This is a genomic window from Ruegeria sp. CE6, assembly GCF_056537485.1.
Genome location: NZ_JBQFRR010000007.1, coordinates 26150 through 49743, shown reverse-complemented (window position 1 = coordinate 49743; position 23594 = coordinate 26150). Strand labels below are relative to the sequence as shown.

Annotated in this window: 19 protein-coding genes; 13 read left to right on the top strand and 6 right to left on the bottom strand. The window is 54.7% G+C overall.

The annotated features are described in order from the left end of the window. The first annotated feature begins 69 nt into the window (after window positions 1-69). Genes ACR0DK_RS20030 through ACR0DK_RS19990 form a run of 9 tightly spaced genes read left to right on the top strand, consistent with a single transcriptional unit; the run spans window position 70 to window position 8065 of the window. Window positions 70-1644, top strand: a complete 1575-nt coding sequence (locus ACR0DK_RS20030; RefSeq protein ID WP_170598694.1) for a hypothetical protein — start codon at window positions 70-72, stop codon at window positions 1642-1644. Continuing rightward, window positions 1641-2513 (top strand): class I SAM-dependent methyltransferase, encoded by an 873-nt coding sequence (locus ACR0DK_RS20025; protein WP_170399583.1) that lies wholly within the window; start codon window positions 1641-1643, stop codon window positions 2511-2513. Before ACR0DK_RS20030 ends, ACR0DK_RS20025 begins: the two co-directional genes overlap by 4 nt. Window positions 2514-2516: 3 nt before the next feature. Then, window positions 2517-3152 carry a PI-PLC domain-containing protein gene (locus tag ACR0DK_RS20020; protein ID WP_170567797.1) on the top strand — a complete coding sequence of 212 codons (636 nt, stop codon included), beginning with the start codon at window positions 2517-2519 and terminating at the stop codon, window positions 3150-3152. Next, window positions 3142-3774 (top strand): HAD family hydrolase, encoded by a 633-nt coding sequence (locus ACR0DK_RS20015; protein ID WP_170399577.1) that lies wholly within the window; start codon window positions 3142-3144, stop codon window positions 3772-3774. The genes ACR0DK_RS20020 and ACR0DK_RS20015 overlap by 11 nt, the downstream gene beginning before the upstream one ends. Next, window positions 3771-4517, top strand: a complete 747-nt coding sequence (locus tag ACR0DK_RS20010; protein WP_170399574.1) for a glycosyltransferase family 2 protein — start codon at window positions 3771-3773, stop codon at window positions 4515-4517. The genes ACR0DK_RS20015 and ACR0DK_RS20010 overlap by 4 nt, the downstream gene beginning before the upstream one ends. After that, window positions 4514-4834: a cupin domain-containing protein gene (locus ACR0DK_RS20005; RefSeq protein ID WP_170399572.1), complete on the top strand. Its 321-nt coding sequence runs from the start codon at window positions 4514-4516 to the stop codon at window positions 4832-4834. The genes ACR0DK_RS20010 and ACR0DK_RS20005 overlap by 4 nt, the downstream gene beginning before the upstream one ends. Beyond that, window positions 4828-5583, top strand: a complete 756-nt coding sequence (locus ACR0DK_RS20000) for a glycosyltransferase family 2 protein (RefSeq protein WP_170399568.1) — start codon at window positions 4828-4830, stop codon at window positions 5581-5583. The genes ACR0DK_RS20005 and ACR0DK_RS20000 overlap by 7 nt, the downstream gene beginning before the upstream one ends. A 5-nt stretch (window positions 5584-5588) precedes the next feature. Continuing rightward, window positions 5589-6659, top strand: a complete 1071-nt coding sequence (locus ACR0DK_RS19995) for a WavE lipopolysaccharide synthesis family protein (RefSeq protein WP_170399566.1) — start codon at window positions 5589-5591, stop codon at window positions 6657-6659. Window positions 6660-6697: 38 nt separating this feature from the next. Then, window positions 6698-8065, top strand: coding sequence for an oligosaccharide flippase family protein (locus ACR0DK_RS19990; RefSeq protein WP_170399563.1), 1368 nt, complete (start codon window positions 6698-6700; stop codon window positions 8063-8065). A 4-nt stretch (window positions 8066-8069) separates the two neighbouring features. Here the strand turns inward: ACR0DK_RS19990 and ACR0DK_RS19985 are convergent, their stop codons facing one another. Both ACR0DK_RS19985 and ACR0DK_RS19980 read right to left on the bottom strand, forming a co-directional pair. After that, window positions 8070-9035 carry a glycosyltransferase family 2 protein gene (locus tag ACR0DK_RS19985; protein ID WP_170399560.1) on the bottom strand — a complete coding sequence of 322 codons (966 nt, stop codon included), beginning with the start codon at window positions 9033-9035 and terminating at the stop codon, window positions 8070-8072. Then, the gene (locus tag ACR0DK_RS19980; protein ID WP_480737807.1) at window positions 9032-10684 is read right to left on the bottom strand and encodes a hypothetical protein; all 1653 of its coding nucleotides are present in this window, start codon (window positions 10682-10684) and stop codon (window positions 9032-9034) included. The genes ACR0DK_RS19985 and ACR0DK_RS19980 overlap by 4 nt, the downstream gene beginning before the upstream one ends. Window positions 10685-10809: 125 nt before the next feature. Here ACR0DK_RS19980 and ACR0DK_RS19975 point away from each other — a divergent pair, with 125 nt between their 5' ends. Together ACR0DK_RS19975 and asnB are read left to right on the top strand one after the other, a co-directional pair. Further along, entirely contained in the window at window positions 10810-12672 is a 1863-nt protein-coding gene (locus ACR0DK_RS19975) for a PKD domain-containing protein (RefSeq protein WP_223118725.1), read from the top strand. A 96-nt stretch (window positions 12673-12768) separates the two neighbouring features. Continuing rightward, window positions 12769-14724 (top strand): asparagine synthase (glutamine-hydrolyzing), encoded by a 1956-nt coding sequence (asnB, locus tag ACR0DK_RS19970; RefSeq protein ID WP_170567791.1) that lies wholly within the window; start codon window positions 12769-12771, stop codon window positions 14722-14724. Here asnB and ACR0DK_RS19965 read toward each other — a convergent pair. Continuing rightward, window positions 14721-15647 (bottom strand): glycosyltransferase family 2 protein, encoded by a 927-nt coding sequence (locus ACR0DK_RS19965; RefSeq protein ID WP_170567789.1) that lies wholly within the window; start codon window positions 15645-15647, stop codon window positions 14721-14723. The genes asnB and ACR0DK_RS19965 overlap by 4 nt on opposite strands. Before the next feature lie 449 nt (window positions 15648-16096). Between ACR0DK_RS19965 and xrtD the strand changes: the two genes are divergently transcribed. Beyond that, window positions 16097-17695, top strand: a complete 1599-nt coding sequence (gene xrtD, locus ACR0DK_RS19960; RefSeq protein ID WP_170399545.1) for a VPLPA-CTERM-specific exosortase XrtD — start codon at window positions 16097-16099, stop codon at window positions 17693-17695. A 323-nt stretch (window positions 17696-18018) separates the two neighbouring features. On the opposite strand, the gene ACR0DK_RS19955 is transcribed toward xrtD, so the two are convergent. After that, on the bottom strand, window positions 18019-18696 hold the full coding sequence (locus ACR0DK_RS19955; protein WP_170399542.1) for a class I SAM-dependent methyltransferase: 678 nt from the start codon (window positions 18694-18696) through the stop codon (window positions 18019-18021). A gap of 130 nt (window positions 18697-18826) precedes the next feature. Next, complete coding sequence (locus tag ACR0DK_RS19950) at window positions 18827-19876, bottom strand: glycosyltransferase (protein ID WP_480437946.1); 1050 nt, start codon at window positions 19874-19876, stop codon at window positions 18827-18829. A gap of 388 nt (window positions 19877-20264) precedes the next feature. Between ACR0DK_RS19950 and ACR0DK_RS19945 the strand changes: the two genes are divergently transcribed. After that, window positions 20265-21125, top strand: coding sequence for a hypothetical protein (locus ACR0DK_RS19945; protein ID WP_480737802.1), 861 nt, complete (start codon window positions 20265-20267; stop codon window positions 21123-21125). A gap of 17 nt (window positions 21126-21142) precedes the next feature. Here the strand turns inward: ACR0DK_RS19945 and ACR0DK_RS19940 are convergent, their stop codons facing one another. Beyond that, window positions 21143-23590, bottom strand: coding sequence for a tetratricopeptide repeat protein (locus tag ACR0DK_RS19940; RefSeq protein ID WP_480737799.1), 2448 nt, complete (start codon window positions 23588-23590; stop codon window positions 21143-21145). Window positions 23591-23594 lie beyond the last annotated feature (4 nt).

Below are 23594 nucleotides of genomic sequence, written 5' to 3'. Positions count from 1 at the left end.
GCGCAAATTGGGTTTGTTATAAGCAATAGCAATATTGATGACACATTTTTCAGGCAATAGCGCTAGGCCATGACTATTCTAACCGAAAAAACCACATTTCGCCTTATTGTGGCGTCTCTGATCCTGGGCACGGCCTATAGATTGTGGCCGGTTGTGGCGGGCACCCCAGCGCTGGCCCAATTCTTCATGACTGAAGACGGCTATCTGATGCTGACCATCGCCCGCAATATGGCGATCGGCCTGGGGATGTCGGTCTCAGACGGCACAACCGCGAGCAATGGTGTGCAGCCTTTGGCCACGTTCCTGTTTTCGGTTCCTTATCTGCTGACCAACGGCGACAAGGTTTTGGGATTGACTGGCGTGCACCTGATCGCGGCAGCCATATCGGTAGGTGGACTTTTTGCAGTTCGCGCATTGGCGCGAGATCTGTTGCGGGGGCAAGACGACAATCCACTTTGGCCCTGGTTCGTGGCGGCCCTTTGGTTTCTCGGGCCATTGTTGCTGTTTCATACGATGAACGGGCTGGAGACCGGACTTTACACCGCTATGATTGCGCTGACGCTCGTTCTGTTCGGCGAAGTGTTGGCAAAGGGTCCGGGAGCAACCTTTGCGGACCGAATGATCTTGGGCGCGGCCTGCGGCGTGACTTTCCTGGCCCGTAATGACGGTGCCTTCCTGGTGACTGCTATCTTCCTTGTCTGGGGCCTGCATAACCTGATCGTGCAGCGAGACAGGTTCGTTAAAGTTGTCGCCGACCTGCTTCCACCCGGTGTGCTGAGCCTGATCATTGCGGCACCGTGGCTGATCAACAACTATGTCAACTTCGGTTCCATCGTGCCTGTCAGCGGCACTGCGCAGGCTCTGAGTGGCGGCTTTGCCAAGAACGTTGATTTGTTGCCCGCTATCCTGTTTGAAAATACTTTTCCGATGTTTCCAATCCCGGCGGTATTGCAATCTATACCGGCGTTTCAAGTCATTGCGTTGCTGTTGGTGTTGCTCATCGTTGCAGTGTTTGTGATCCAAACCTGGAAACGCGGAGGTCCGGCGCGGTATGTGACCGTGGCATTCCTAATATTCGCCACCGTACTCAGCATCTATTACGGACTATATTTCGGTGCAGGCTGGTTTTTAAGTCGCTATCTGGCTCCTTTTGCGCCTTTCACGATTATCGCTGCGGCATCAGTTCTGTTGACAGTGGTGGGACGTATTACTCCTGAGCGGCATGCTTCAATGTTCAGTTTTTTTTGCTTGGCAGCTTTGGCACTTTGCTTAGGCCTTCTGGGCCGTGCCCTTGTACCGGGAGTGCGCGATCAGGGGCATTTTCAGGTTGTCGACTGGGTGACTGCAAACGTGCATGCCGAAACATGGGTTGGCGCGGTGCAAACAGGGACACTGGGATACTGGCACGATCGAACGATCAATCTGGATGGCAAGGTCAATCCTGCGGCACTTCAGGCGATCCTGACAGAAGGCCATGTGCTAAACTACGTACTTGAGAGCCCAATTGAAGTATTGGCAGATTGGCAGGGAATATTGACCTGGCTGGAAATCGAAAATCAGGGAGCCACGACCTTTTCCTATACTTTTGAGGTGCTCGTGCACGATACAGCCCTAAACTTGGGTGTTCTGGGGCGTATCAAATGAAATTCGACGTGCAAGCGATTGAAAATATCCGCGAAGCACTTTTGGGTCACGAGGGCGATGATCTGATCCGCTTTATGCACGATCTCGCGCTCGGAAAGGCCTCAGAGGATCACGGGGCAGAGTCCCGGGCCAAGGCCCGTGAGTTAGAATGGGTCGGATCGGACGGGCACAGGACAGAGCTTGGCATTTGCGCTGAAGATTCTTGTCGCGAATACCAATTTTGGACCGAACGCCAAAGGGCACTGCCTTTCGAAGGGGTCGCTCCTCAGCTTGCCATTGAGCGCTTTCGCGGGCGCCGCGTGCTCGAGATTGGGTCCGGCATGGGGACAAACCTGATGTCCTTTGCATTGCAGGGGGCCAAGGTAATGGGCGTCGAACCTATCGAGGCTTATGTTCAGATGGGTGCCATCTTCTGTGAACGCGAAGGTATGGACCCGCCGGAAGTGCAACAGGGTTCGGCCGAGGCTTTACCATTTGATGATGGTGAGTTCGACCTCGTCCTGTGCGTGTCGGCCCATCAATATTTCGATCTGGCGCCAGCTTTTGCCGAGATCAACCGTGTGCTAGCTTCCAGTGGAGAGGCCATCATCATTGGGGGCACGCTTTGGTCTTATTTCTTTGGAACTGTCGCAGAGCTTCCCTCCAATCCGAGAAAGCTGAAAGGTCTGACGATTACGACGCTTAACACGCTGAGCTATTCCTGGCTGGGGCAGCGGGTTGTGCCAGCGCGCAACAGATTTTCCACCTCTCGCCCGATTTACCCAGGAAGGAGTGCAATGACACGGATGCTACGGCGCGCTGGTCTGAAAAACGCGTCCCCTCCCACGCAGGTCGAGACAGAGACTTGTTTTCATGTGAAATCCGAGTAGGACATGCAAATTTTAAGTCATAGAGGTTATTGGAAGACCGAGGCGGAAAAGAATGCACCGGTGGCCTTCACCCGATCATTCGAACTGGGATTCGGTACCGAAACCGACCTCCGCGATTTGGGCGGCGATCTGGCCATTGCGCACGATCCGCCAAAGGCCGGTGCCATGCAGGCCGAAGAGATGTTCGCGATCCACGCTAAGGCAGACCCGAGACTGACACTGGCGCTAAACATTAAGGCGGACGGTCTGCAGGTGATGGTCCGGGATCTACTGGATCAATTTGAAGTGCGCGATGCTTTCGTCTTCGACATGTCGGTACCGGACACGCTGCACTGGCTCAACGCCGGGGTCCCGGTTTTCACCCGCCATTCTGATGCCGAACCGGAACCACCTCTTTATTCAGAGGCCGCAGGCGTCTGGCTGGACGCATTCTGGACCGACTGGTGGGATCGCGATGACATCTCACGACATTTGGATGCGGGAAAACGCGTGTGTGTTGTTTCACCTGACTTACACAAACGCACCTATGAACCAGTATGGGAGCGCCTCGCAGTATGGGATGTCTCCAGACATGAAGATGTTCTGATTTGCACTGATTACCCGGAAGCGGCCAAGGAGTATTTTAATCATGAAAATTGAGGCGGTTATATTTGATATGGATGGCGTGTTGATAGACGCTAAAGAATGGCATTATCATGCTTTAAACCGCGCGCTAGAGCATTTTGGCTACACGATTTCACGGGCCGATCACCTGTCGACCTTTGACGGATTGCCAACGCGCACCAAGCTGGAGATGCTGTCCAAAGAACGAGGTTTGCCGCGAGGACTGCACGGGTTTCTGAACACGCTGAAGCAGAAATTTACCGTCGATCAGGTGCATGTAAACTGCCATCCGGTCTTTGTGCATGAATATGCGCTATCAAACCTCAAAGCCCGTGGCTACAAACTGGGTCTGGCCTCGAATTCGGTGCGGAACAGCGTCGAATTGATGATGCAGAAAAGCGCACTGGACGGTTATCTTGATGTGATGCTTTCGAACGAAGATGTCTCCAAGCCGAAACCCGATCCTGACATGTATTTGACGGCTTCTGCCAAGTTGGGACTGCACCCCGACCAGTGTTTAGTGGTTGAGGACAATCAAAACGGCATCAAAGCAGCCGAGGATGCAGGTTGCCATCTACTGGTGGTACAAAGCGTCTATGATGTACAACTGGATCGCATCCTGGATGCCATTGCTCGTGTAGAGGAGGGCGAGGTATGAAAATCGTGGTTCCCATGGCCGGCAGCGATGAGCGGTTTCGCAATCACGGTTTTCCTTTTGCCAAGCCGGTGATCGAGATCGACGGACGCCCGATGATCGAACATGCCACTGACTGCCTGAATGTGATCGATGGCGTGGAGTTTGTCTTTATCGTTCGCAAGGAAGATGATCTGCGCTTTCACTTGCGCGAGGTTTTGCAGCTTTTGCACTCCAATTGTCATATCGTCCGCACGGAAGGTGACACCGCTGGAGCGGCTTGCACGGCACTGCTGGCGGTTGAGCACGTGGCCAATGATGATGAGCTTCTGATCGCCAATGCCGACCAGATACTGGCATTCGACGTGGCCGCTGCAATCTCTGATTTTCGCAAGCGCAAGCTGGACGCCGGGACGGTCGTGTTCGACAGTGTTCATCCCCGTTGGTCTTTCGTGAAAACCGATGAAAACGGCATGGTCATTGAAGCGGCGGAAAAACGCCCGATCAGCCGCAATGCCACGGCGGGGGTGTATTATTTCAGGCGCGGACAGGATTTCGTGGATGCAGCGCAGACCATGATCATGAAAGGAGCCGATGTGAACGGAGGCTATTTCGTCTGCCCAACCTTTAACGAGCTGATCCTGTTACAGAAATCGGTCGGCACCTATCAGGTCGATCGCGCGCAATACATTTCGTTGGCAACACCGCAGGCGGTCGAAGACTATGAACAGGAACTGATCGCCCGCCGGCGAGAGGCAGCTTCATGAAGATATTTCGTCTGGAAAACATGACCAAGGGGTGGTTTGTCGGCGATTTTGATCCTGTGGTGCTGCGTACTCGAGATGCCGAAGTGGCAATGAAATCCTACGAAGCAGGCGCGAAAGAAGCTCGTCATATGCACAAGATTGCCCCCGAGGTGACGTTGATTGCCACAGGTCGGGTCCGAATGAACGGCATAGAATACGGCGCTGGCGACATCATCCTGATCGAACCGGGTGAGGCGACCGATTTTGAGGCTCTCACCGATGTGACCACCGTTGTCGTCAAGACCCCAAGCGTGACCGGAGACAAATACGAATGCTGAACATTGTAGTCCCAATGGCCGGTCGGGGAAGCCGGTTTGCTGATGTAGGCTATGATCTGCCCAAGCCCCTGATCCCAATCCACGGGTTTCCAATGATCCAGGTTGTGATCGCCAACTTGACGCCGTCTGTGCCACACCAGTTCCATTTCCTGATCCTGCGCGAGCACGACAGCGAATATGGTTTGGCCGGCAAACTGCGGGGCTGGGCACCGGGCTGCACGATCACCTATGTCGATGCGGTGACTGAAGGGGCGGCCTGCACCGTTCTTCTCAATCGTGCTGCCATCAACAATGACGATGCGCTGATGATCGCCAATTGTGACCAATACATTGATGCCGACATTGATGCCTATTTGGTCGATATGGGCACAGCCGATGGGCTGATTATGACGATGTGGGCTGATGATGACAAATGGTCCTTCATACGCCGAGATGACAGCGGTCGCGTTACCGAGGTGGTCGAAAAGGAAGTCGTTTCGAACGAGGCGACGGTAGGCATATATAACTTTGCGCACGGCCGCGATTTTGTGGCTGCCGCAGATGCGATGATCGCCGCCAATATCCGCGTGAACGGAGAGTTCTATGTGGCTCCTGCTTACACGAAAATGATCGAACAAGGTGCGGCGATTGCCTGTCATTCCATTGGTCGAGTTGGCGCCGGGATGCACGGCATCGGCGTACCGGATGATCTTGATGCCTTCCTGGCGGCACCAGTGTCGCAAAAGGCCATCAATGGCCTAGCGGGATAAACATCATGGATACGACCGATACCGTGATGGTCAAAGTCGCCCGGCGCCTGCTGATGTGGAGCCTGGAGCAAATCACCCGGTCATCAGATCATTTTCTAACATATACGCAGCGCCCCAAGCTGAGCCGGCAGATCGCCAATCAGTCCGAACCTGAATCCACGGATGAACCGATGGCAATCGTCATGCAGGGGCCGATCTCCATACAGGATGATTTCACTGTCGAAACCCTGCGGATTTATCGCCGCAACATGCCTGGTGTGCGGCTAATCCTGTCGACCTGGAACGACACGCCTGAGGCCGATCTTGCCCCCATCCGTGCCGAAGGGGTCGATGTGGTGTTATCCGAAAAGCCCGCGGCCCCGGGGCTCTTCAACATCAACATGCAACTGGTCAGCGCCGGTGCCGGGATCATCCAGGCGCATAAGAATGGTGCAATCTGGATCATGAAAACCCGCACTGATCAGCGGCTGTACCGGCCCAATGTCATGGGATTCCTCGCGGCCATTGCGCGCAGCTTTCCGGCCGGAGGCGGATTTGAACAGCTGCACCGGATCATCGGCGTAGGTCACGGAACGCTCAAATTCGCGCCCTATCACGTCACAGATCAGACCGTCTTTGGTCATGCGGAGGATATGTTGCGCTACTGGACGCCCGGTCTGCGAACCGACCCATTGCCCAAACACTGGCCCGAGGCGTTGTCGGACATCTATGCCCAAATCCCCATCGGTGAGCTTTGCCAGATTGGAGCTGCGGAGAGCTACATCGCTTCAACGTTCCTCACACGTATTGGACGTCCGTTGAACTGGACGCTGGAAGACAGCTGGACGGCTTATCGCGACTGCTTTGCCTTCGTCGATTACGCAACAACGGATTTCTTCTGGCACAAAGTACAGACAGGAACTTTCCGCGAGTTCATCAACATCTATGACACAATCTGGACCCGCAACGAGCTAACCTTTGCAGATTGGGTGCTTCTGCACTCAGGGCAGGTGCTGCCAGAGGCTGCACAAAAGTATGAACAGGCGCTGGACCTGCGGTTCATGGAATCCATCAATCTGACACGGCTAACCGGTTAAGGCATGGTAAATCAACCCGATTTCCGGATGCTGCCATCATGAAAGCAGCGCTCCGGTCCGTTCTCAGCGGTGATGGTTTGAAGGTGCGGGCAATCCGCGGAACAGCCCTGAGTGTCATGGGCTTCGGCAGCAGCCAGTTGATCCGCCTGGGGTCGAACCTGATCCTGACGCGCATTCTTTTTCCTGAAGCGTTCGGCCTGATGGCCCTGGTGCAGGTTGTCATCGCCGGGCTCGAAATGTTTTCTGACGTGGCCATAGGTGCGTCCGTTGTACGGAGTCCGCGAGGCGATGATCCCAAGTACCTGAACACCGCCTGGACGTTACAAGTCATTCGAGGTGCTGTGCTTTGGGTTGTGGCGTGTCTTATCTCAAATCCGATTGCCGCATTTTATGAACAACCTGAACTTGGTCTCATCATTCCGGTTTTGGCGATGTCAACATTCATCCAGGGTTTCCAGTCGACGAAAATGTATCTCGCTAATCGACATCTCACGTTAGGCCGTTTGACGGCGATGGAACTAGCGTCACAAACTTCTGGTACAGTATTCATGATTGTTATGGCGCTTTGGCTAAACTCGGTTTGGGCGCTTGTAATGGGCGCACTTGTTGGGGTCAGCGTTCGTGTTGTTCTTTCACATACAATCTTGCCCGGGCCCGCAAACAGACTTGCTTGGGAGCGCGACGCTTTTAGGGAAATCTTTCATTTCGGAAAGTATATTATCCTTGGGACTGCTGCAGGCTTCTTTGTGCAGCAAGGTGACCGAATGGTACTCGGGAAATATGTAAGCCTTGAAGATCTTGCAGTCTACACCATCGCTTTCATGCTTGCCGCTGTCCCGCTCACACTCAGCACGCAATTGCTAGAGCGGATATTGTTCCCGCTTTATCGTACCCGACCGCCCGCAGACAATGACGCAAACCGAAAGAGTATTGGACGTGCGCGAATGCTACTGACCATGGGAACACTTGGAATGGCTGCAGTCTTGGCTATGGTTGGCGTTTTAGCTGTAACTTTTCTCTATGATCCCCGTTACCACGCTGCAGGGCCAATTCTGGTGCTTCTTAGTCTGGCGATGATCCCAAGGCAGGTCATCATGAGCTACGATAAGATACTATTGGCGAATGGAAACTCGCGCGATTTCACCATATTCACAACAGGCACCGCAATTGCTCGTATCTTGGTGTTGTTGCCTATGGTCAGCAAGTTTGGTCTGATCGGTGCAGCTTTGGCTCCTGTTATCGTTGATATTTTTTCCTATCCATTTCTGGTCTATTTTATCCGGCCTTACAGTGGGTGGTACCCCAAACAAGACCTCGCTTTTCTGATTGCTTCCTGTGGAATTGTAATGGCTACAATCTGGATGAACCCAAGCGTTTTTGACATTTTGCCCTTTGCCGGGCGGTAAGATCCTATTTGTACTCTATCAACTTTGCCCGGCGTCCGCGGAAACGGTCCCACCAATAGCCCAGGACACCTTGTGCCTCAGGGATCTTACCCAGTGTTATAAACAGGGCACGGGTCGGGTCCATACCACGCGATACCAGGCGCAGCACCTGAGCGGGCCAGACTAAAAGTAACGCGAGCGACCAAGATGTCACAAGTGTACCCGTCACAACAAGCAGGGGAAACACAGCCCCCCAGGCGAGAGCTGATCGGGTCTCCCGCACACAGTGGCGTTCGGGCGGAGACCCGTGCATGGCCGCCCCTTCCCCATATGCGTGGCCCGCACGCCGGTTCCGATTCCACCATTGCGCAAACCGGGTCAGAGCCGCGTCGTGCAACGTCATTTCCTCATCAAGCCGCCAGATCGACCAACCCGCTGCGCGCAGGCGGACACATAATTCAGGCTCTTCCCCCGCTATGAGGGCCGGATCAAAACCGCCAACAGCCGACAAGGCTTTGCTGCGCATCAGCGCATCTCCACCACAGGCTCTGGTCTGTCCCACCGGCGTATCCCACTCCTGGTCAATAAGCCGATTGTAAACCGACGCTTCGGGAAAGCGTTCACGGCGGCGACCACAGGCGACGGCCGCAGTCGGCGTTTCCGCCAGAAAGGATCGTGCGGCTTCGATCCAACTTGGTTGCAATTCGCAATCTCCGTCGATGAATTGCACAAATTGCACCGGCACCGGGTCTTTTTGCAAGATATCGAACCCGGCATTACGTGCGCGCGCCGCTGTGAAGGGTTGGCTTTGGTCCAATTCGACACATGTTGCGCCTACGGCTTTCGCGGCCTGTTGACTGCCATCAGTTGAACCGCTGTCCACATAAACAACCCTATCTGCTTGTTCAGTGGCTGAGGCCAGGCACCGCACCAATCGATCCCCTTCATTACGGCCTATGACGACGGCCCCAACCGTCGGTTGCCCTGTCATGCGTCAGTTCCTTTCCTTCCGCGACCGTTCCGGATGATCCGGTTGGTTTGCCGGGTGTAGCGGCTGGTAGGTCGTGATTTCATGGCCGACGGTCCCGGCACAGGTGATGATGGCGGCAGGGGTGCCTGTGGGCGGGCACGGGCAAGGGCATGCTTGGGCTCAGCTACTGGTGCCATTTCAGTGTCGGATGTTGCGACACGGCCGAGTTCTAGTCTACCCCACAGCGCCCCGGTTATAAGCCAGGTAATTGGCGTTACTGTCGCATTGGGAAGCAAGTCGATCACATTTGCGACCAAAACCAACGAAAGAATAGCCGTCTCTGGTCCCAGACCAAATCTCCGGGCTCTGAAAAAAAGTACTAGGGCCGGGAGACAAAGCAATCCAAACTCGGATAGGTATCGCGCCCATCCACCTACACCAATTACCCCCACCCAATACCCATCAGCAATTAGACTGATGCCTTCACCGGTGGCTGGATCATACACAAAACTGCGACCCCACCCGCCCCATCCAAACAGCGGTCGTTCGCGCGCCTTCTCCAACAGATAATTTTCGTTAACTACCCGAAATTCCAAGGAATCTGCTCGATCAACGCTCAAGGTTGTAACCCATTCAATGATAGTATTGACAGGTACAAGATCAGCACCACGAAGCATCGGATAAAGCAGAGCAATGCCAGAAAACACTGCAGCAATCGCAAAGTGCAATCTGACGTTCAGAACAAACATCACAACTATCAGGATCGCTGCGATTAAAAACGCCCCAAGAGAATTTGATAGAAACAACGTCATCAATAACCAAACGCAAAGCAGGAGGTAGACACGCCCTCTTTTCTCTTTGACGTATTTGGCAAGTCCGCCGGCAGCCAAGACACACATAGCGAAGAACATCGCCAACCAAAGGCCGTGCTGCACGAAAACAAGTGGGCGATAACCGCCCGGGCGAATATGTTGTTCCCATGCGTGCGGGAAATACCCATAAATCATGAAATTAAGCTGCGGCGACATCCGAATTTCATATAGAGCCAGTAGCGAATATCCAGTTCCAGCAATGACAAGCGCCTTCAGAAAAAGCCATTGCTTCTCCGGATGTGCTAAATATTTCCGTCCGAGAATGAAAGGCAGAAGCATCATTACAGCTGAAAGCAATGTCGAAAGAATGTCCCAGACTCGGAGAGCCGGAAAGACGAGAGGCCCATAGAACAATGGGTGTCTGTTGGCTAAAACTGTCAAGCATGTACCCAAAATCAGAATAACGATCAAAAGTATTGGCAAACGTTTTTTGGGGAGCCAGCCCGGCAGGCTCGTTGGTGTAGTCGTTCCTGAAGTTATCATTGCAGCTATAAAAGCCGCAGTTGCTGGTATCGTATCTTTGTTCAGGGCTGGTAAGCCGGGCAAGTCAAGAGACAATCCCGTCGGTAGGAACAGATATCCCCCGATGATTGCCGCCAATAACGCGACGGCCGGAGACCAGACGCGGAAAAAGGCGAATACGACTAGCGGCCAAGTATACAGGACGATATATCCGAACATTTTGGAGCCGCCCCGCGCCCAGCATTCAAAAGCAACGCCCAGTGGGTACACGAAGATTTTGACACTGTCACCAATCCTGTCTGTCACCAATCCAACTTGTGACACAATTTCAGGCACTGGCGCCGTCAAGAAACACGATCACTTAAAATGCTTCATACGAGCCCGCAACTTAAATAGGGTTGTGTTTCTCATCAGATTAACGCTTGCTAACAAGGTAAAATTTCCAGCCGGGAGTCCCCTACATGTCTGAAGGTGCTACAGCTGAAATTACCGTTATGCGCCGCTCAGTTTGGCAGGTGTCCCCCGATGCCGTCTTTTTTGAAGTGACGGTCGATGGCTTTGACGCTGTGGCGCCAACCGCTGGTCAAATCTATGACAGCCGGTTTCATGACTTATACTATTTTTGGGACTTTGATGATCCATACGATTTCCAGGCGCCAGAGAACCTGCCTAGTAAACACCTAAACGCCGGTGTCGCATATGGCCCTTGGGTCTCACATACGTTTCGCACTCCGGGCAGCTATCGCGTTTCGGTTTTCGTCATCGAACCAGCTTCGGGAAAGACAGCCACAGCATCAACCGATATCGTGATCGAAGACCCTGGCGCCGTATTTCCAGCCCGAAACACGCTTTTTCTCAGCCCCTCCGGCAATTTCGAACATTCTCCGCCTCGGGCTCGGCGCCTTAAAACTGGCGATATCAGCAGCGTTTTTAACGACAATATTGCAGGGCAAGAAGCGGCACCCAAAAGGATCGTGTTAAATCGGGGCGAAGAATATACCTTCTCCGGCATTTCGCCTGGGTTTGGCGGACATACCCCATCCTTCCATATTGTCGCAGGAGACGGCAATGCTGACAGGCCGCTGGTTTTTTGTACAGGAGGGGTTTTCTGGAACGACATCGCCCCAAGAATCCCAAACCCTTCCAAAGATATGGTTTGGCAAAATGTGGTTCTTGAGTCCGGGTTTGATTCAACCTCGGTTCTGGGCGGAGAGCACCCCATCCTGTTCACTTGGTTTAATAACCCACCGCATTTGGCATTGTTGGATGGGTGCTCCGTTTCAGGTCTTCTGGCTGCAATTATTGTAGGCCAAACCGAAGGTGGTCATTCTGTCGTTTTGAACGATACGGTTGTCACCAACTTTGGTACGGCGGTTCTAGACGCCAGCTTTGAAGGGTTTGCCATCACCGGCTCTTCAATCATATCTGATGTCAATGCTCTGATCGATTCAACCGGCAATGGAGGATGGGGGGCTCGATTGGCGGGAAATGCTGTTGTTTCGATCATTCAAAATTCTGATTTCTTTATTCGACAAGGATGGTCTGGAAATGGCAAAATTATTGCGACGCAGCCGTGCTTACGATTGAATGCAAGCTCTTTCGAGGGCGCCAAAATCAACTGCCAGGCGAATGCCTTTGAGGGAGGTTACAATGTTGTGACAATGGGGCCGGGTGAAGGTCAGAAAAAGCGTCCCATAAATGCTTTGTTTGAAAAAAATTACGTGGTTGGAGGGTATCAAACTGCCAATCTCGTAAATTTCGGTTTTGGGGGCACCACCATCCGAAACAACGTTTTTGTTCTGCCGGATTCTGAACAATCTCTTGGAACCACGAACCCTCATGCATTTATTTTATTGGACGGACATAATGGCGGTTCTTCCACATCCCCAGACAACAACTCCGCTCCGATTTCTATTTTAAATAATACGTTCGTGAACCGGCTCCGACGAGACGCATATCAATGGGATGTTGCTGACAATATGGCAATATTTGTGAACTGGCAGGACCATTTCAATAACATCACGGTCGCCAACAATGTTGTCTATCAAACGGGAACTGATGACCCAATGATCGGTGACGCCCCACTTTCCAGTTCTGTCAATGTTTTCTTCACTCCCCGCGAGAGAGGCTATCAGTCATCTACAGTCGATCTTCGCGCACAAACAGCCACACTAAATACCCCCGGTATGTTTGATACTTATGCCCCCCTGCCCGGCTCCTCGGCGCTTGGTGACGCCGATGAAACCCAACCTATCGCTTATGATGATTTTTTTGGCAACCAGCGACCACAATACCCGTCTCGCGGCGCGCAAGAAGCATCATAAAAACAGATTGTCCGCGCAAGAGACTGTACGCTTGCCTCATGTTCTCCGCCCCGGCATTAAGACTAGGGAAATTTGTTAAGGTATTAAGACCACGTTATGTGCGGTATCACCGGTTTTCTCTGGCCTCCGGGTCGCCCTCAGGTACAGGACGCTCCGACCTGCGTTCAGGCGATGATGAGTGCCATTGCTCATCGCGGTCCTGACAGCCAGGGCCATTGGGTCGATGAGGAGGTAGGCGTTGCCCTGGGCCATCTGCGACTGGCCATCGTCGATCTGTCACCTGCGGGACACCAACCGATGGTGTCGTCAACCGGGCGTTACCAACTGGTCTACAATGGCGAGATCTACAACCACCGAGCCCTGCGAACCGAATTGGAAGACACAGGTAAGGCGCCGGAATGGCGCGGTACATCCGATACCGAAGTCATGCTGCGTGGCTTCGAGGTCTGGGGGTTCGAAGAAACGATCCGGCGTACCCAAGGCATGTTTGCCATCGCGCTGTGGGACCGCGAGGAGAGGAAGCTTCTGCTGGCGCGCGACCGTTTGGGGGAAAAACCGCTTTACTATGGCTGGCAGGGCACTGGAAAAGACGCACTATTCCTCTTCGGGTCAGAACTCAAAGCACTGCGCACGCATCCCGCGTTCCGCGCCGAAGTGCGCCGCGACGCGCTGGTGGCGATGCTGCGCCACGGTCATGTCCCCGAAGACCTGACGATCTATGAAGGGCTGATGAAGCTGCGTCCGGGCGAGATGGCCGAAGTCTCGCTGACAGCCCCCGGCTTCGCCCGCAAGTTTTACTGGAACGGGGGTGCCATTGCTGCCGCTCCCCGCGGCCCGGTGCCAACTGATGCTGAGGCCATCAACCAGCTTGAAGCACTCCTGCTGGATGCTGTCGGCAACGAGATGATGTCAGACGTGCCGCTTGGGGCCTTCTTGTCGGGCGGCATCGACAGTTCGACCATCGTGGCGCTGATGCAGCACCTATCAAACAAGCCGGTACATACCTTTTCCATCGGTTTCCACGAAGCCCGCTATAATGAGGCCGTATTCGCCGCCGATGTGGCGAAACATCTAGGCACGCACCACACAGAACTTTATGTAGGCGACACAGACCTGCGCGACGTGATCCCTCGATTGCCTACTATCTATGACGAACCTTTCGCCGACAGTTCTCAAATTCCGACGTTCCTAATTGCCGAACTGGCGCGCCAACACGTTACGGTGGCGCTTTCTGGCGACGGTGGAGATGAGCTTTTCGGCGGTTACGACCGCTATCAGCAAGGCGCGGCGCTGCTCGGAAAGCTGGCATTGATGCCCTCCCAATTACGTCGTCTTGGGGCGGGGGCCGTTCGCGCTCTCCCCGCAACGCTTCTGAACCAGTTGATCGAGCCCATCCGCGCAACTCCGCAAGGCAAGGAACCCAACGGTCAGCGTCTGCATCGCTTGGCCAATTATGCCGCGAGCCACAACGTAGATGAACTGCACCGCAAGATGGTATCGGTTTGGCGCTTCCCAGAGGCCGCAGTCATTGGCGGTTCCAACCCGCCTTCGATCCTGGCTGATCATCTCCCTCCGCGTGGCGATCTGGGTGTGATCGAACGGATGATGCAGTTGGATATGTTGGCCTATATGCCTGACGACATCCTGACCAAGGTCGATCGGGCGACCATGGCTGTGGCACTGGAAAGCCGCGCGCCCCTGCTCGATCATCGAGTGGCCGAGTTTGCCTGGGGGCTGCCCCTTCACATGAAGGTCCGCGGCGGCCAATCGAAATGGCTGCTCAGACAGGTGCTCCACCGATACGTCCCCCGAGAATTGATCGAGCGCCCGAAGATGGGTTTCGAAGTTCCCATCGGCCTATGGTTGCGCGGAGGGCTCAAGGACTGGGCCGCTGCCCTGCTGGCCCCCGAGCGCTTGGCCCGAGAAGGATACCTGGACCCCGTCCTGGTCGGGCAGCTTTGGTCCCAACACCAAGCTGGGACCCACAATTGGGGTCATCAGCTGTGGAATGTGCTGATGTTCCAGAGCTGGCTGGAGATGTATGCGGACTAAGTTGAGCCGAGCGACCACGCCCGGGCTTTTGCGGCCTCCTGCTCTGCAATCGCCCGAGCTTTGCCTTTGAACAACGCCCGACGCTGATAGGCCCGAATGAAAGCGCGCAGCTCGGGGTCATCGAGCTGCTTTTCCCCCCGAAACCAGGCCCCCAGATAACCCCGCACTGTGGCTAACCCGCCCAGCACATATGGCCTGTCGGTCATCCGAAAGATTGCCGTCGCCAAAAAGAAAAGCGGGTCGGACCCCATGAAATACTGCCCGAACCCGTGGCGGCGGCGACCGGTATAGATTGAGGTTTGGCTCGACCCCATGGGCCTCAGATGTTCAAACCTCAGGTCGGGGTCATCCCACGAACGCGCAATCCAACCCAACTGGCGCGCCTTATGACAGTCGATGGCGTCCCACATGACCTCGCGTACGAAGCCGCCGATATCGGAGAAGCATTCACGGCGGTAGAACTTGGTCATACCGACACTCATCTCGTCACCACGGCGCTCCGAGATCAGCTTGCCATCCTGACGAATATAGGGCTTGCCCGAACAGGTGCCGAGCCGCGGGTCAGTCTCCATCCGTTCGATCAGCAATTCGAAATAGCGCGGCGGCAGGTCCAGATCGACGTCGAGCTTGCAAAGATAGGCATAATTTTCCAGTGAAACAGTGTCTAACCCTGCATAAAACGCGTCAATCACACCAGGACCAACGGCCCGATGCCCGCGGTCGGACGCGGAGACGATGCGTATCCAGTCATGCTTTGCGGCATATTCGGTAAGAATATCCATCGACCCATCGGTTGAGCCGTCATCGACGATCACCCAGAGCGACGGCGTCTCGGTTTGCGCCACCACACTGTCGAGCGTGCGCCGCATATAGGCCGCTTCGTTCCGGCATGGAGAGATTAGGACATAGGTGCGGTCAGTCATAAACAATCAGGCAGTTTGCAAAATCTTTCAGTGTTTTGTCCGGCCTATCCATAATGTGTGAGGTATATAGGTTTATTAAATCTTTTATATCTCGCCCCCGTGTTCTGATCCTTGCAGGAGACTGTAACTTTATATGGCCTTCATTACCGGCGGTCGGATACAAATACTCGCGTGCAATGGTGACCTCTCCGGCAATGAGGAACAAATTTCGCCATGTGCTGAGTAAATCGTAGCCTCGAACCAAGCTCAAGGCCATTGAAACATTTCTCCACCGCCGCGAAGGCTATGCTGTCAATCTATGTACTTCTAACACAAAAGCCGCCTAGACGATGAAGATCTATGACATGATTTTGTCTGGTGGGCGTTTGAAAAGCTTTAATGACTACGCTTAGGATGACATAGCTTCCGCAAGATACGGCAACCCGGCCCGACCAGATAAACAGATCCTCATGACTGAATCCGCAGCCCAAACCGTTCTGAACTACCGTGTAGGTAAAAGCCTGCACTTGGGCCTTTTATGGCTTTTGGTGGCGACGGTGGGGGCGTTCATATTTCTATCACCAGGACTTGATGCGCTGCGCATTGCCTGGGGCCTGCCAGAGTACTCACACGCTCCGTTGATCCCGGTTCTGTCCGGGCTTCTTTTCCTCCGCCAACTCAAAGACTACCCCGAACGGCCCGGACCCATTGGTGATCGTTGGGTCGGAGTGGCAGTCGTGGCATTGGCACTCGTTTTTGGTGCGTTGGCACGGCTGGCTAATATCGACGACATGGCCGCCTATGCGCTGATCCTTTGGGTCGGCGGCATTCTTTTGATCAGCTTTGGCTGGTCCACCGGAAAACACTTCTGGCCGCCGGTACTGCATCTTGTCTACATGCTACCGCTGCCCGACACGCTCTATTACAAGATGTCTACCTGGCTGCAGCTGATCTCATCCGAATTGGGCGTATGGATGCTAGGGCTTCTGTCCGTACCGGTCTTTCTTGACGGCAACATCATTGATTTGGGCGTCACCAAACTGCATGTGGCCGAGGCCTGCTCTGGGCTCAGATACCTCTTTCCGATCCTCAGCTTCAGCTACATCTTTGCCATCCTTTACAAGGGCCCGATGTGGCACAAAGCTATACTGTTGATCGCGGCCGCACCGATCACCGTCATCATGAACTCGGTCCGCATCGCCATCGCGGGAACCGTCGTCAACTACTACGGGCTCGACTGGTTGGACGGGTTTACCCATTTCTTCGAAGGATGGGTGATCTTTGTTGCCTGTGTGCTGCTTCTGTTTGTTCTTGCCCGGATTATGCTGTTCTTTAACCCCGTGAAGATGAGCCTTACCGAGGCTCTGGATCTGGAAACGGACGGGCTTTGGACTCAAGCCAAACGCATACGTTTGGTTCAGCCTTCAGCCGCACTAATCACGGCCGCCATTCTGGCCGCCGGGGCCGTCGCAACATGGCAGATGATCCCCGAACGCGGCCAGATCGAAGTGGCCCGTGAACGCTTTGCACTTTTTCCCCGAACCCTCGGCGACTGGCGCACAACCCCCCATCAGCGGCTTGACCCAGTTGTGGAGGAGACGCTTGGCGCCGACGACTACCGCCAGGTCAATATGACCCGAGCGGATGGCGCTGAGGTCGGACTTTTCATGGCCTGGTATGCGGATCAGGGTCGGGGTGGCGTTCATTCGCCTGAGATATGCCTGCCCGGTAGCGGCTGGGAGATCGCCTGGCTGGAACGAACCGACATCGCTGCAGAAGTCGGCAGCGCGACGCCCTTCATGATCAACCGCGCAATCGTTCAGCACGGCGAGGCGCGGATGATGGTTTTCTACTGGTTCGACCAAAAAGGCCGAAAGGTAGCATGGGATCTAGCAGCAAAGTTCTGGCTGATGGTGGACGGCATCCGAGAAGGGCGGACAGATGGGGCACTCATCCGGTTGAGCACGCCGATTAGACCAGGTGAAAGTGATGCAGCAGCGGAAGAAAGGCTGCTGGATGCGCTGATGGCGATTGAACCGCCATTGCCTCGGTTTGCACCGGCGGGATAAACTGGGTCTAAACTCTTGACGCACCCCGGAGTGAAATGAACAACGAGGGATGTTCCGGGTTTTGGACGCATCGTCTCAAATCCTATTTTGTCATTCTAAATTTCTGGATTTAGTTCGATTCTGAACGATATGGATGATAAGTTCGCCCGTGCGCCAATATAGCCCAAACGGTTCGAGCAATTTTGATTGCCAAGGCGACTACGACTAAGCGAACGGGCTTTTTCCCCAGCACAACTCTAACCCAAAGCGCGTTTTTCACCATTTGAGTTCCGTCTCGGTACGAGCTCAAGCTAGGCTGCAATGAATGGACTGGCTTTCGGCGCCTACATCTGCTCTGAAACCCGGCCCTTGCTGTTAGACGGAGGTTTGTAGGCCACGTAACTCTTGGGGAACCCAAACTTCCATTCCGTCCACAGTATGCAATTAGGGAACAAAGACAAAATTTCAGCTCTCAGTAAGACAGTTGTCCCGGCCACCATGTCCGTCCAAGCAGGCAATTTCTTATACCAACGAGAAATTAATCGGCGTTTTAACCACTCAGGATAGGCCCACCAAAACGGCATGTTGCAATGAGCTTCAATTGGAAACCAAATAGAAGGAGTTTGAACCCAGTAGCTTGGCGCCAGTCTCAAGACCTCTTCAGCCATCGCTCTACGCTTGTCGATCGCACCAACATGCTCAATCACACTATTGGAAAAAACTATGTCATAAGACAAGTCATTGGCAAAGTTTACGTCACATGCGTCTCCGTCCAAAATTTCAATCTCATGCAACTCGTGACTTGCATCAACCGTCTTCTCAGGATCTGGCAGATTTACGATTGTCAGTTTCAGAGGGACAGGGAAACCTCTCCAAAATTCTACCGTTCCCCCTAAGTCGATGATGCGTTCGCCGCCTTTAATTTTCATACGCTTCAAAAACTGAGCTTGGCGACGTTCGCGAGCCGCATCGGAAAATGGCTTCTTCATACTCATCAACGTATTGAATAAAAGATACTTCATATCGAACCCTTATGATATGTTTGCATGAAACATGTTCGTGGCTTTGTCGCACAAACCCGGTGAAGCTACCCATTGATCCGGGCTGCGGGGGAAGGTCACCACAAGACGACCTTCCCGGGCAACCCGTTGTTTAAAGATACTTCTTAATGATCTCGCAGCGGTGCTGGAAGACCGCATCGTCGGTATAACCCTCTCCATCCCGCAAGGCTCGGGCCATCATGTCTCCGAGGAGTAACCGATCTCCAGCAATCGACTGCACTGTTTCACTCAGGGCAGCGACATTGTTCAGTGAAACGAGTTGTCCTCCACCATGAGTCGAAATCAGATCCTCGGGATAGGCGCTGCTATAGCCGACGATCGGCGTGCCAGAGACCAGCGCTTCGATTAGGCATCGCGGGGATTCCGGCGTCTTGTGGCAGAAAAGGAAAATATGGGCCTGTCGCAAGTGGTCGAAAACCGCAGCGCGGTCATTCACGAAACCTGTGAAGGTGACGTGGCTCTCAAGGCCTGCGTTGGCGACGCGCGCCCTCATGTCTGCTAGATCCGGTCCATCACCCAGCCATGTGGCTTGGAAATCCACTTGTCGCTTGGCAAGTGTCTCAAGAACCTCCACCCAGTCTTGCGGACCCTTCATCGCGCTCGCCCTTCCTGTATAGACGATCTTCAGGGGCCCATTGTTCGCAGCGACAACCTTAGCCTTCAGAGCTTCGGGAGGGAGATGTTCCGAGGCCTTGATGTGGATGTCGTGCACGAGTTGTGGTTGGCGGCAATAGGGGGCATAGGTCTCATAGGTTTCCTTGCCGTGAAACAGGCCCAGAGCCGCGCGTCGGATGATAAATTTTTCCCATTCCCACATGGGCCGATGTTCTAACCGCGCTCTGATCCGGCGATGCCAGAGCGGGTTACTAGACGCTGTGCGGCGGGTTACCTCAGATTCCACCCGGTCGGTCCAGATCGCAAAGGGTCGACCCGCCATATGGGCCTGCCAAGCCCCAACCGATCCCCAATCTCCAGTAAGGCCACCGATGGAGAAGGCTACGTAGTCAGCTTTGTCGATCTCCGCGCGTATTAGATTCCGGGTGGCTCGATAGTGGCGAAAAAACTGATCAGGACGATAGGCCGTTGGCAGAGGCAAGATACGAATGCGATCCAAGTTTGGCCCAACGTTATTGATTGGCACCCAAGCGTCTGGCAACTTTGTATGAGAGACGGGGTGCATCGTAATCAATTCATCAAAATGTTCCGCCCAGAGCCTCAGCCCATTGCAAGCTTGATCCTCAAGATACAGTCCGGAATCGGTTTGCACTAATGGTACTGGCGCATAAATTAGTAGCTTGCCCGAGTTGGTCATGAAGATCTGTGTATCCCGTTATGAAATCGATTCCAGAATGTATACCTTGCAATGAACTAATTACCGCTGCACATATCCAATAGGGTTCATTTTACCATTAAACACGCACACGAATACGAACATGATTTTACATCGCATCAAACGAAAACTCACGCCACTATTGCTACTTTTTCTATCCGCTTGCGGCCTGGTCAACCGCTGCAGCACGCCTGATCCGGTGGACGAAGCGCAATTCAGCATGATCTACGATAGGCCTGCATCGGCACCCGAGGGCCCACTCAATGTCTATCATCTGGGGCACAGTCTCGTGGGACCATACATGCCGGGGATGTTGCAGCAATTGGCGGAACAGGGCGGCAGCGAGGGACACAGTTTCAACAGTCAGCTTGGTTGGGGGACGCCGCTACGTGCGCATTGGGAGCCAGATGTGGTGATCAATGGGTTTGAAGAGTCTAACGGTCCTCCCGCCTTTCGGGATGCAAAGGAAGCCATGGCGTCAGGCGACTATGACGCGGTGGTGTTGACCGAAGCGGTCGAGATCAAGGATATGATCAAGTATTTCGCGCCGCATGAATATCTGCGCAACTGGGCCGTCGCCGCTTGGGAGGGCAATCCAGAGACACGTGTTTACCTTTATGAAACCTGGCATCCATTGGATGATCCGGAGGGTTGGCTCACACGGCTCGACCGGGATTTGAGTCTTTATTGGGAAGGCGAGATTCTCAAACGCACGCTGGCCTATGAAGAAGTCGACAAGCCGATCTATGTCATCCCAGCCGGGCAGGTCATGGCAGCTTTTGTGCGCAAGGTTGAGGCTGCTGGCGGGGTTGGGCCCATCCGTGATCGCAACGATCTGTTCCATGACAACATCCACTTCAGTGAATACGGTGGCTATCTCGTGGCGCTCACTCACTACGCTGTACTTTATGGGCGCTCGCCCGTTGGCTTGCCTCACCAATTGCAACTGGCTGATGGTAGTCCGGCTGCTGACCCAGGTCCCGAAGCGGCGAGGTTGATGCAGGAGACCGTTTGGGAAGTGGTCACATCTTATCCACCAAGCGGGGTGCCCCAAAACTGAAAGCGGCGCGGGCCAGACTATTCCTCCGCAGGTGGGAGTGCTTCCAGCCGCGTGATCTCGTCGCGGGCGATGGCTACCTGCGGGCGGGGGTCGTCTTCCCCCGCAAACTCCAGTACCCGGCGGTACTGTGCGATGGCGTCCTCATCGCGCTCCAAAGCGGCGTAAGTCTGGCCGAGGTGGAATTGAACGATTGGATCCTGCGATAATTCTGCGGCGGCGCTTTCGAGATAGGGCAGGGCCTCTTCCGCCTCACCGCGGCGAAAGACAAGCCAGCCATAAGTGTCCTGAAAGGCGGGCACATCTGTGCCGTTCAGGCGCCGGGCTACAGCCCAGGCGCGTTCAAGGCCGGCGTCATCTGTCTTGTGGTTTGTCAGCAGGCTGGCGAGATTGTTGGCGGCAACAAGGTCGTTGGAATTGCGCTCATAAAGCAGCTCATAATTGGCAATGGCGCCGTCAATATCGCCAGCCGCTTCCAATTCCCCGGCTTGCGCCCAAAGAAGTTCGCGGTTGTAGGGCAGAGCGGCGCGCCCGTCACGCAGGGTCTGTGAGGCGCTGTCGTCTTTTCCCTGAAGGCGCTGGAGGCGATAGAGTTGGACCCAAGCCCGACCCCGTCTGGGATCTTCTTCCACCAGGATCTGAATCTGATTTTCCGCCACATCCAGTGCGCCATTGGCGGCATGTGAGGTGGCCAGAATGAAACGCAGGGCTGCATTGTCAGGATATTCCGCGACAAGCGCCTCAGCCTGTCTCAGGGCTGCCTCTGTTTGCCCGCTGCTGAGGCGTGCGCGCAGAAGCGCAATCTGAGTGTTGAGGCTGGCGTCTTCCCGCTCCGCGAGTTCGCGCAGATATCCAAGCGCCTGTTCGACGCCTTCGCGGCTGCCCAGAAGCCGGGCCTGAAGCGCATCCGCCACTGCAAGGGTCCGCTCTGTGCTGATGCGGCGCAGGCGCGCGATCACGCTGTCAGCGCGCGCGTAATCTTCCGCAGCCAGATAGACTTCGCCCAGAAGCACCAGAATATCCGCATTGTTCGGTGCCCGACGCAGGGCCGGGATCAAAACCTCTTCCGCCGCGATATAGCGTTCGTCACTTGCCAGAACCCGGGCATAGCGCAAAGACGGTTCAGGCGCATTGTCGGAGGCATCCACCGCCAGCGCAAGGAAATCGCGGGACAGTTCGTGATTGCCAGCGCGCGCATAGGCCTGGGATATCAGGTCCATGGCGGCGACATCATCGGGCGCCGTATCAAGGGCTAGACGCAGCGTGGCGATGGCCTCGTCCGCTTTGTCGTCCTGGATCATCCAGGCCGCCTGCATCTTGAGCGCTTCGACACTGTCGCTGTCTGCTTCGAGCGTGTCTGCCACCAGTTGGCGCGCGCGGGTCTCGTTGCCGGTCTGAAGCAACATCCGGGCCAGTGTGATGCGGATGCGGTTGGCTGTGTCGGAGTCTTCTTCGGTGCCTTCCAGCATTGTTTGCAGCGTTTCGATCGCCGTGTCTTCTGCGCCGTTTTCGAAATCGATGGCCGCAAGAATGATCTGTATCCGTTCTGGGTCCGCTGCGACCTCCAATGCAGCGCGCAGCTCGGCGCGTGCGGCGTCTGGCCCCTGTCTCTGGTTTATGAAACGCACTAGATCGATGAAAAGCGTAGGGTCTTCTGCCGCCGGATCCGACACCTCGCGGAGAAAGGCTTCCACCTTGTCAGGCTCGCCCCGGGCCAGCAGGAACTGAATGAGTTGGGTCTTAGGTTCATCATCCTCGGCAAACCGGATGACTATGTCGCGTAGCTGTGTTTCAAGTGCTGTGAAGTCGCCTTGCCGTTCGAGCAGGACAAGTTTTTGCGTATAGAGATCGCGATTGTCCGGCTGCTTGGCGATCATTCTCTCCAGCTGTACCAAGGCCTGATCGATGGCCCCGTCGCGGACATAGGCGTCAAAGAGGATCAACTGCAGGATGTCATTATCCGGGGCCTCTTGTGCCAGACCCGCAGCCTGATCGCGCACGGCATCTCGTGCTGGACCATCGCGCGCCTCCAACGCTTGCTCATATTGCAAGGCCAGCGCGATCATCTCAGTGCGCGGCGCGTCAGGCGCGAGAGCAATCACCTCGGTTGCATGGCGGGAGAACTCTTCCCAGTTGCGTGCCGCAAATGCAATCTCTGCCAGTACCGTGCGCCCTTCGACATGATCAGGCACCTGTTCGACCAGCCGCAGATACTGGCCATAGGCGGCCTCCTTGTCGTCTTTCTGCAGCATCAAAGCTGCCATGGTTTCGCGCGCTGCGACATGGTTGGGCATCAGTTCAAAGACATTGCGTAACTCGACCGCCGCCCGGTCGAGATCCCCTTCTTCGATTAGTTCTTGGGCTGAGGCGAAATAGGCTTCGGCGCGCTCTTCAACGGACTTACAGGCCGTCAGGCCCAAGCAAAGCATGAATGTCAGAAGCAGTCGCCTCAAGATTCGGGGAGGCATAGAT

Excerpts from the sequence above, each read along its gene's own strand:
- ACR0DK_RS19940 (WP_480737799.1), bottom strand. The coding sequence starts at position 23,590 with ATGCCTCCCCGAATCTTGAGGCGACTGCTTCTGACATTCATGCTTTGC.
- ACR0DK_RS19985 (WP_170399560.1), bottom strand. The coding sequence starts at position 9,035 with ATGACAGGGCAACCGACGGTTGGGGCCGTCGTCATAGGCCGTAATGAA.
- ACR0DK_RS19965 (WP_170567789.1), bottom strand. The coding sequence starts at position 15,647 with ATGACTGACCGCACCTATGTCCTAATCTCTCCATGCCGGAACGAAGCG.
- ACR0DK_RS20030 (WP_170598694.1), top strand. The coding sequence starts at position 70 with ATGACTATTCTAACCGAAAAAACCACATTTCGCCTTATTGTGGCGTCT.
- ACR0DK_RS20005 (WP_170399572.1), top strand. The coding sequence starts at position 4,514 with ATGAAGATATTTCGTCTGGAAAACATGACCAAGGGGTGGTTTGTCGGC.
- ACR0DK_RS19990 (WP_170399563.1), top strand. The coding sequence starts at position 6,698 with ATGAAAGCAGCGCTCCGGTCCGTTCTCAGCGGTGATGGTTTGAAGGTG.
- ACR0DK_RS20015 (WP_170399577.1), top strand. The coding sequence starts at position 3,142 with ATGAAAATTGAGGCGGTTATATTTGATATGGATGGCGTGTTGATAGAC.
- ACR0DK_RS19995 (WP_170399566.1), top strand. The coding sequence starts at position 5,589 with ATGGATACGACCGATACCGTGATGGTCAAAGTCGCCCGGCGCCTGCTG.
- asnB (WP_170567791.1), top strand. The coding sequence starts at position 12,769 with ATGTGCGGTATCACCGGTTTTCTCTGGCCTCCGGGTCGCCCTCAGGTA.
- ACR0DK_RS20020 (WP_170567797.1), top strand. The coding sequence starts at position 2,517 with ATGCAAATTTTAAGTCATAGAGGTTATTGGAAGACCGAGGCGGAAAAG.
- ACR0DK_RS20010 (WP_170399574.1), top strand. The coding sequence starts at position 3,771 with ATGAAAATCGTGGTTCCCATGGCCGGCAGCGATGAGCGGTTTCGCAAT.
- xrtD (WP_170399545.1), top strand. The coding sequence starts at position 16,097 with ATGACTGAATCCGCAGCCCAAACCGTTCTGAACTACCGTGTAGGTAAA.
- ACR0DK_RS19975 (WP_223118725.1), top strand. The coding sequence starts at position 10,810 with ATGTCTGAAGGTGCTACAGCTGAAATTACCGTTATGCGCCGCTCAGTT.
- ACR0DK_RS20000 (WP_170399568.1), top strand. The coding sequence starts at position 4,828 with ATGCTGAACATTGTAGTCCCAATGGCCGGTCGGGGAAGCCGGTTTGCT.
- ACR0DK_RS19955 (WP_170399542.1), bottom strand. The coding sequence starts at position 18,696 with ATGAAGTATCTTTTATTCAATACGTTGATGAGTATGAAGAAGCCATTT.
- ACR0DK_RS20025 (WP_170399583.1), top strand. The coding sequence starts at position 1,641 with ATGAAATTCGACGTGCAAGCGATTGAAAATATCCGCGAAGCACTTTTG.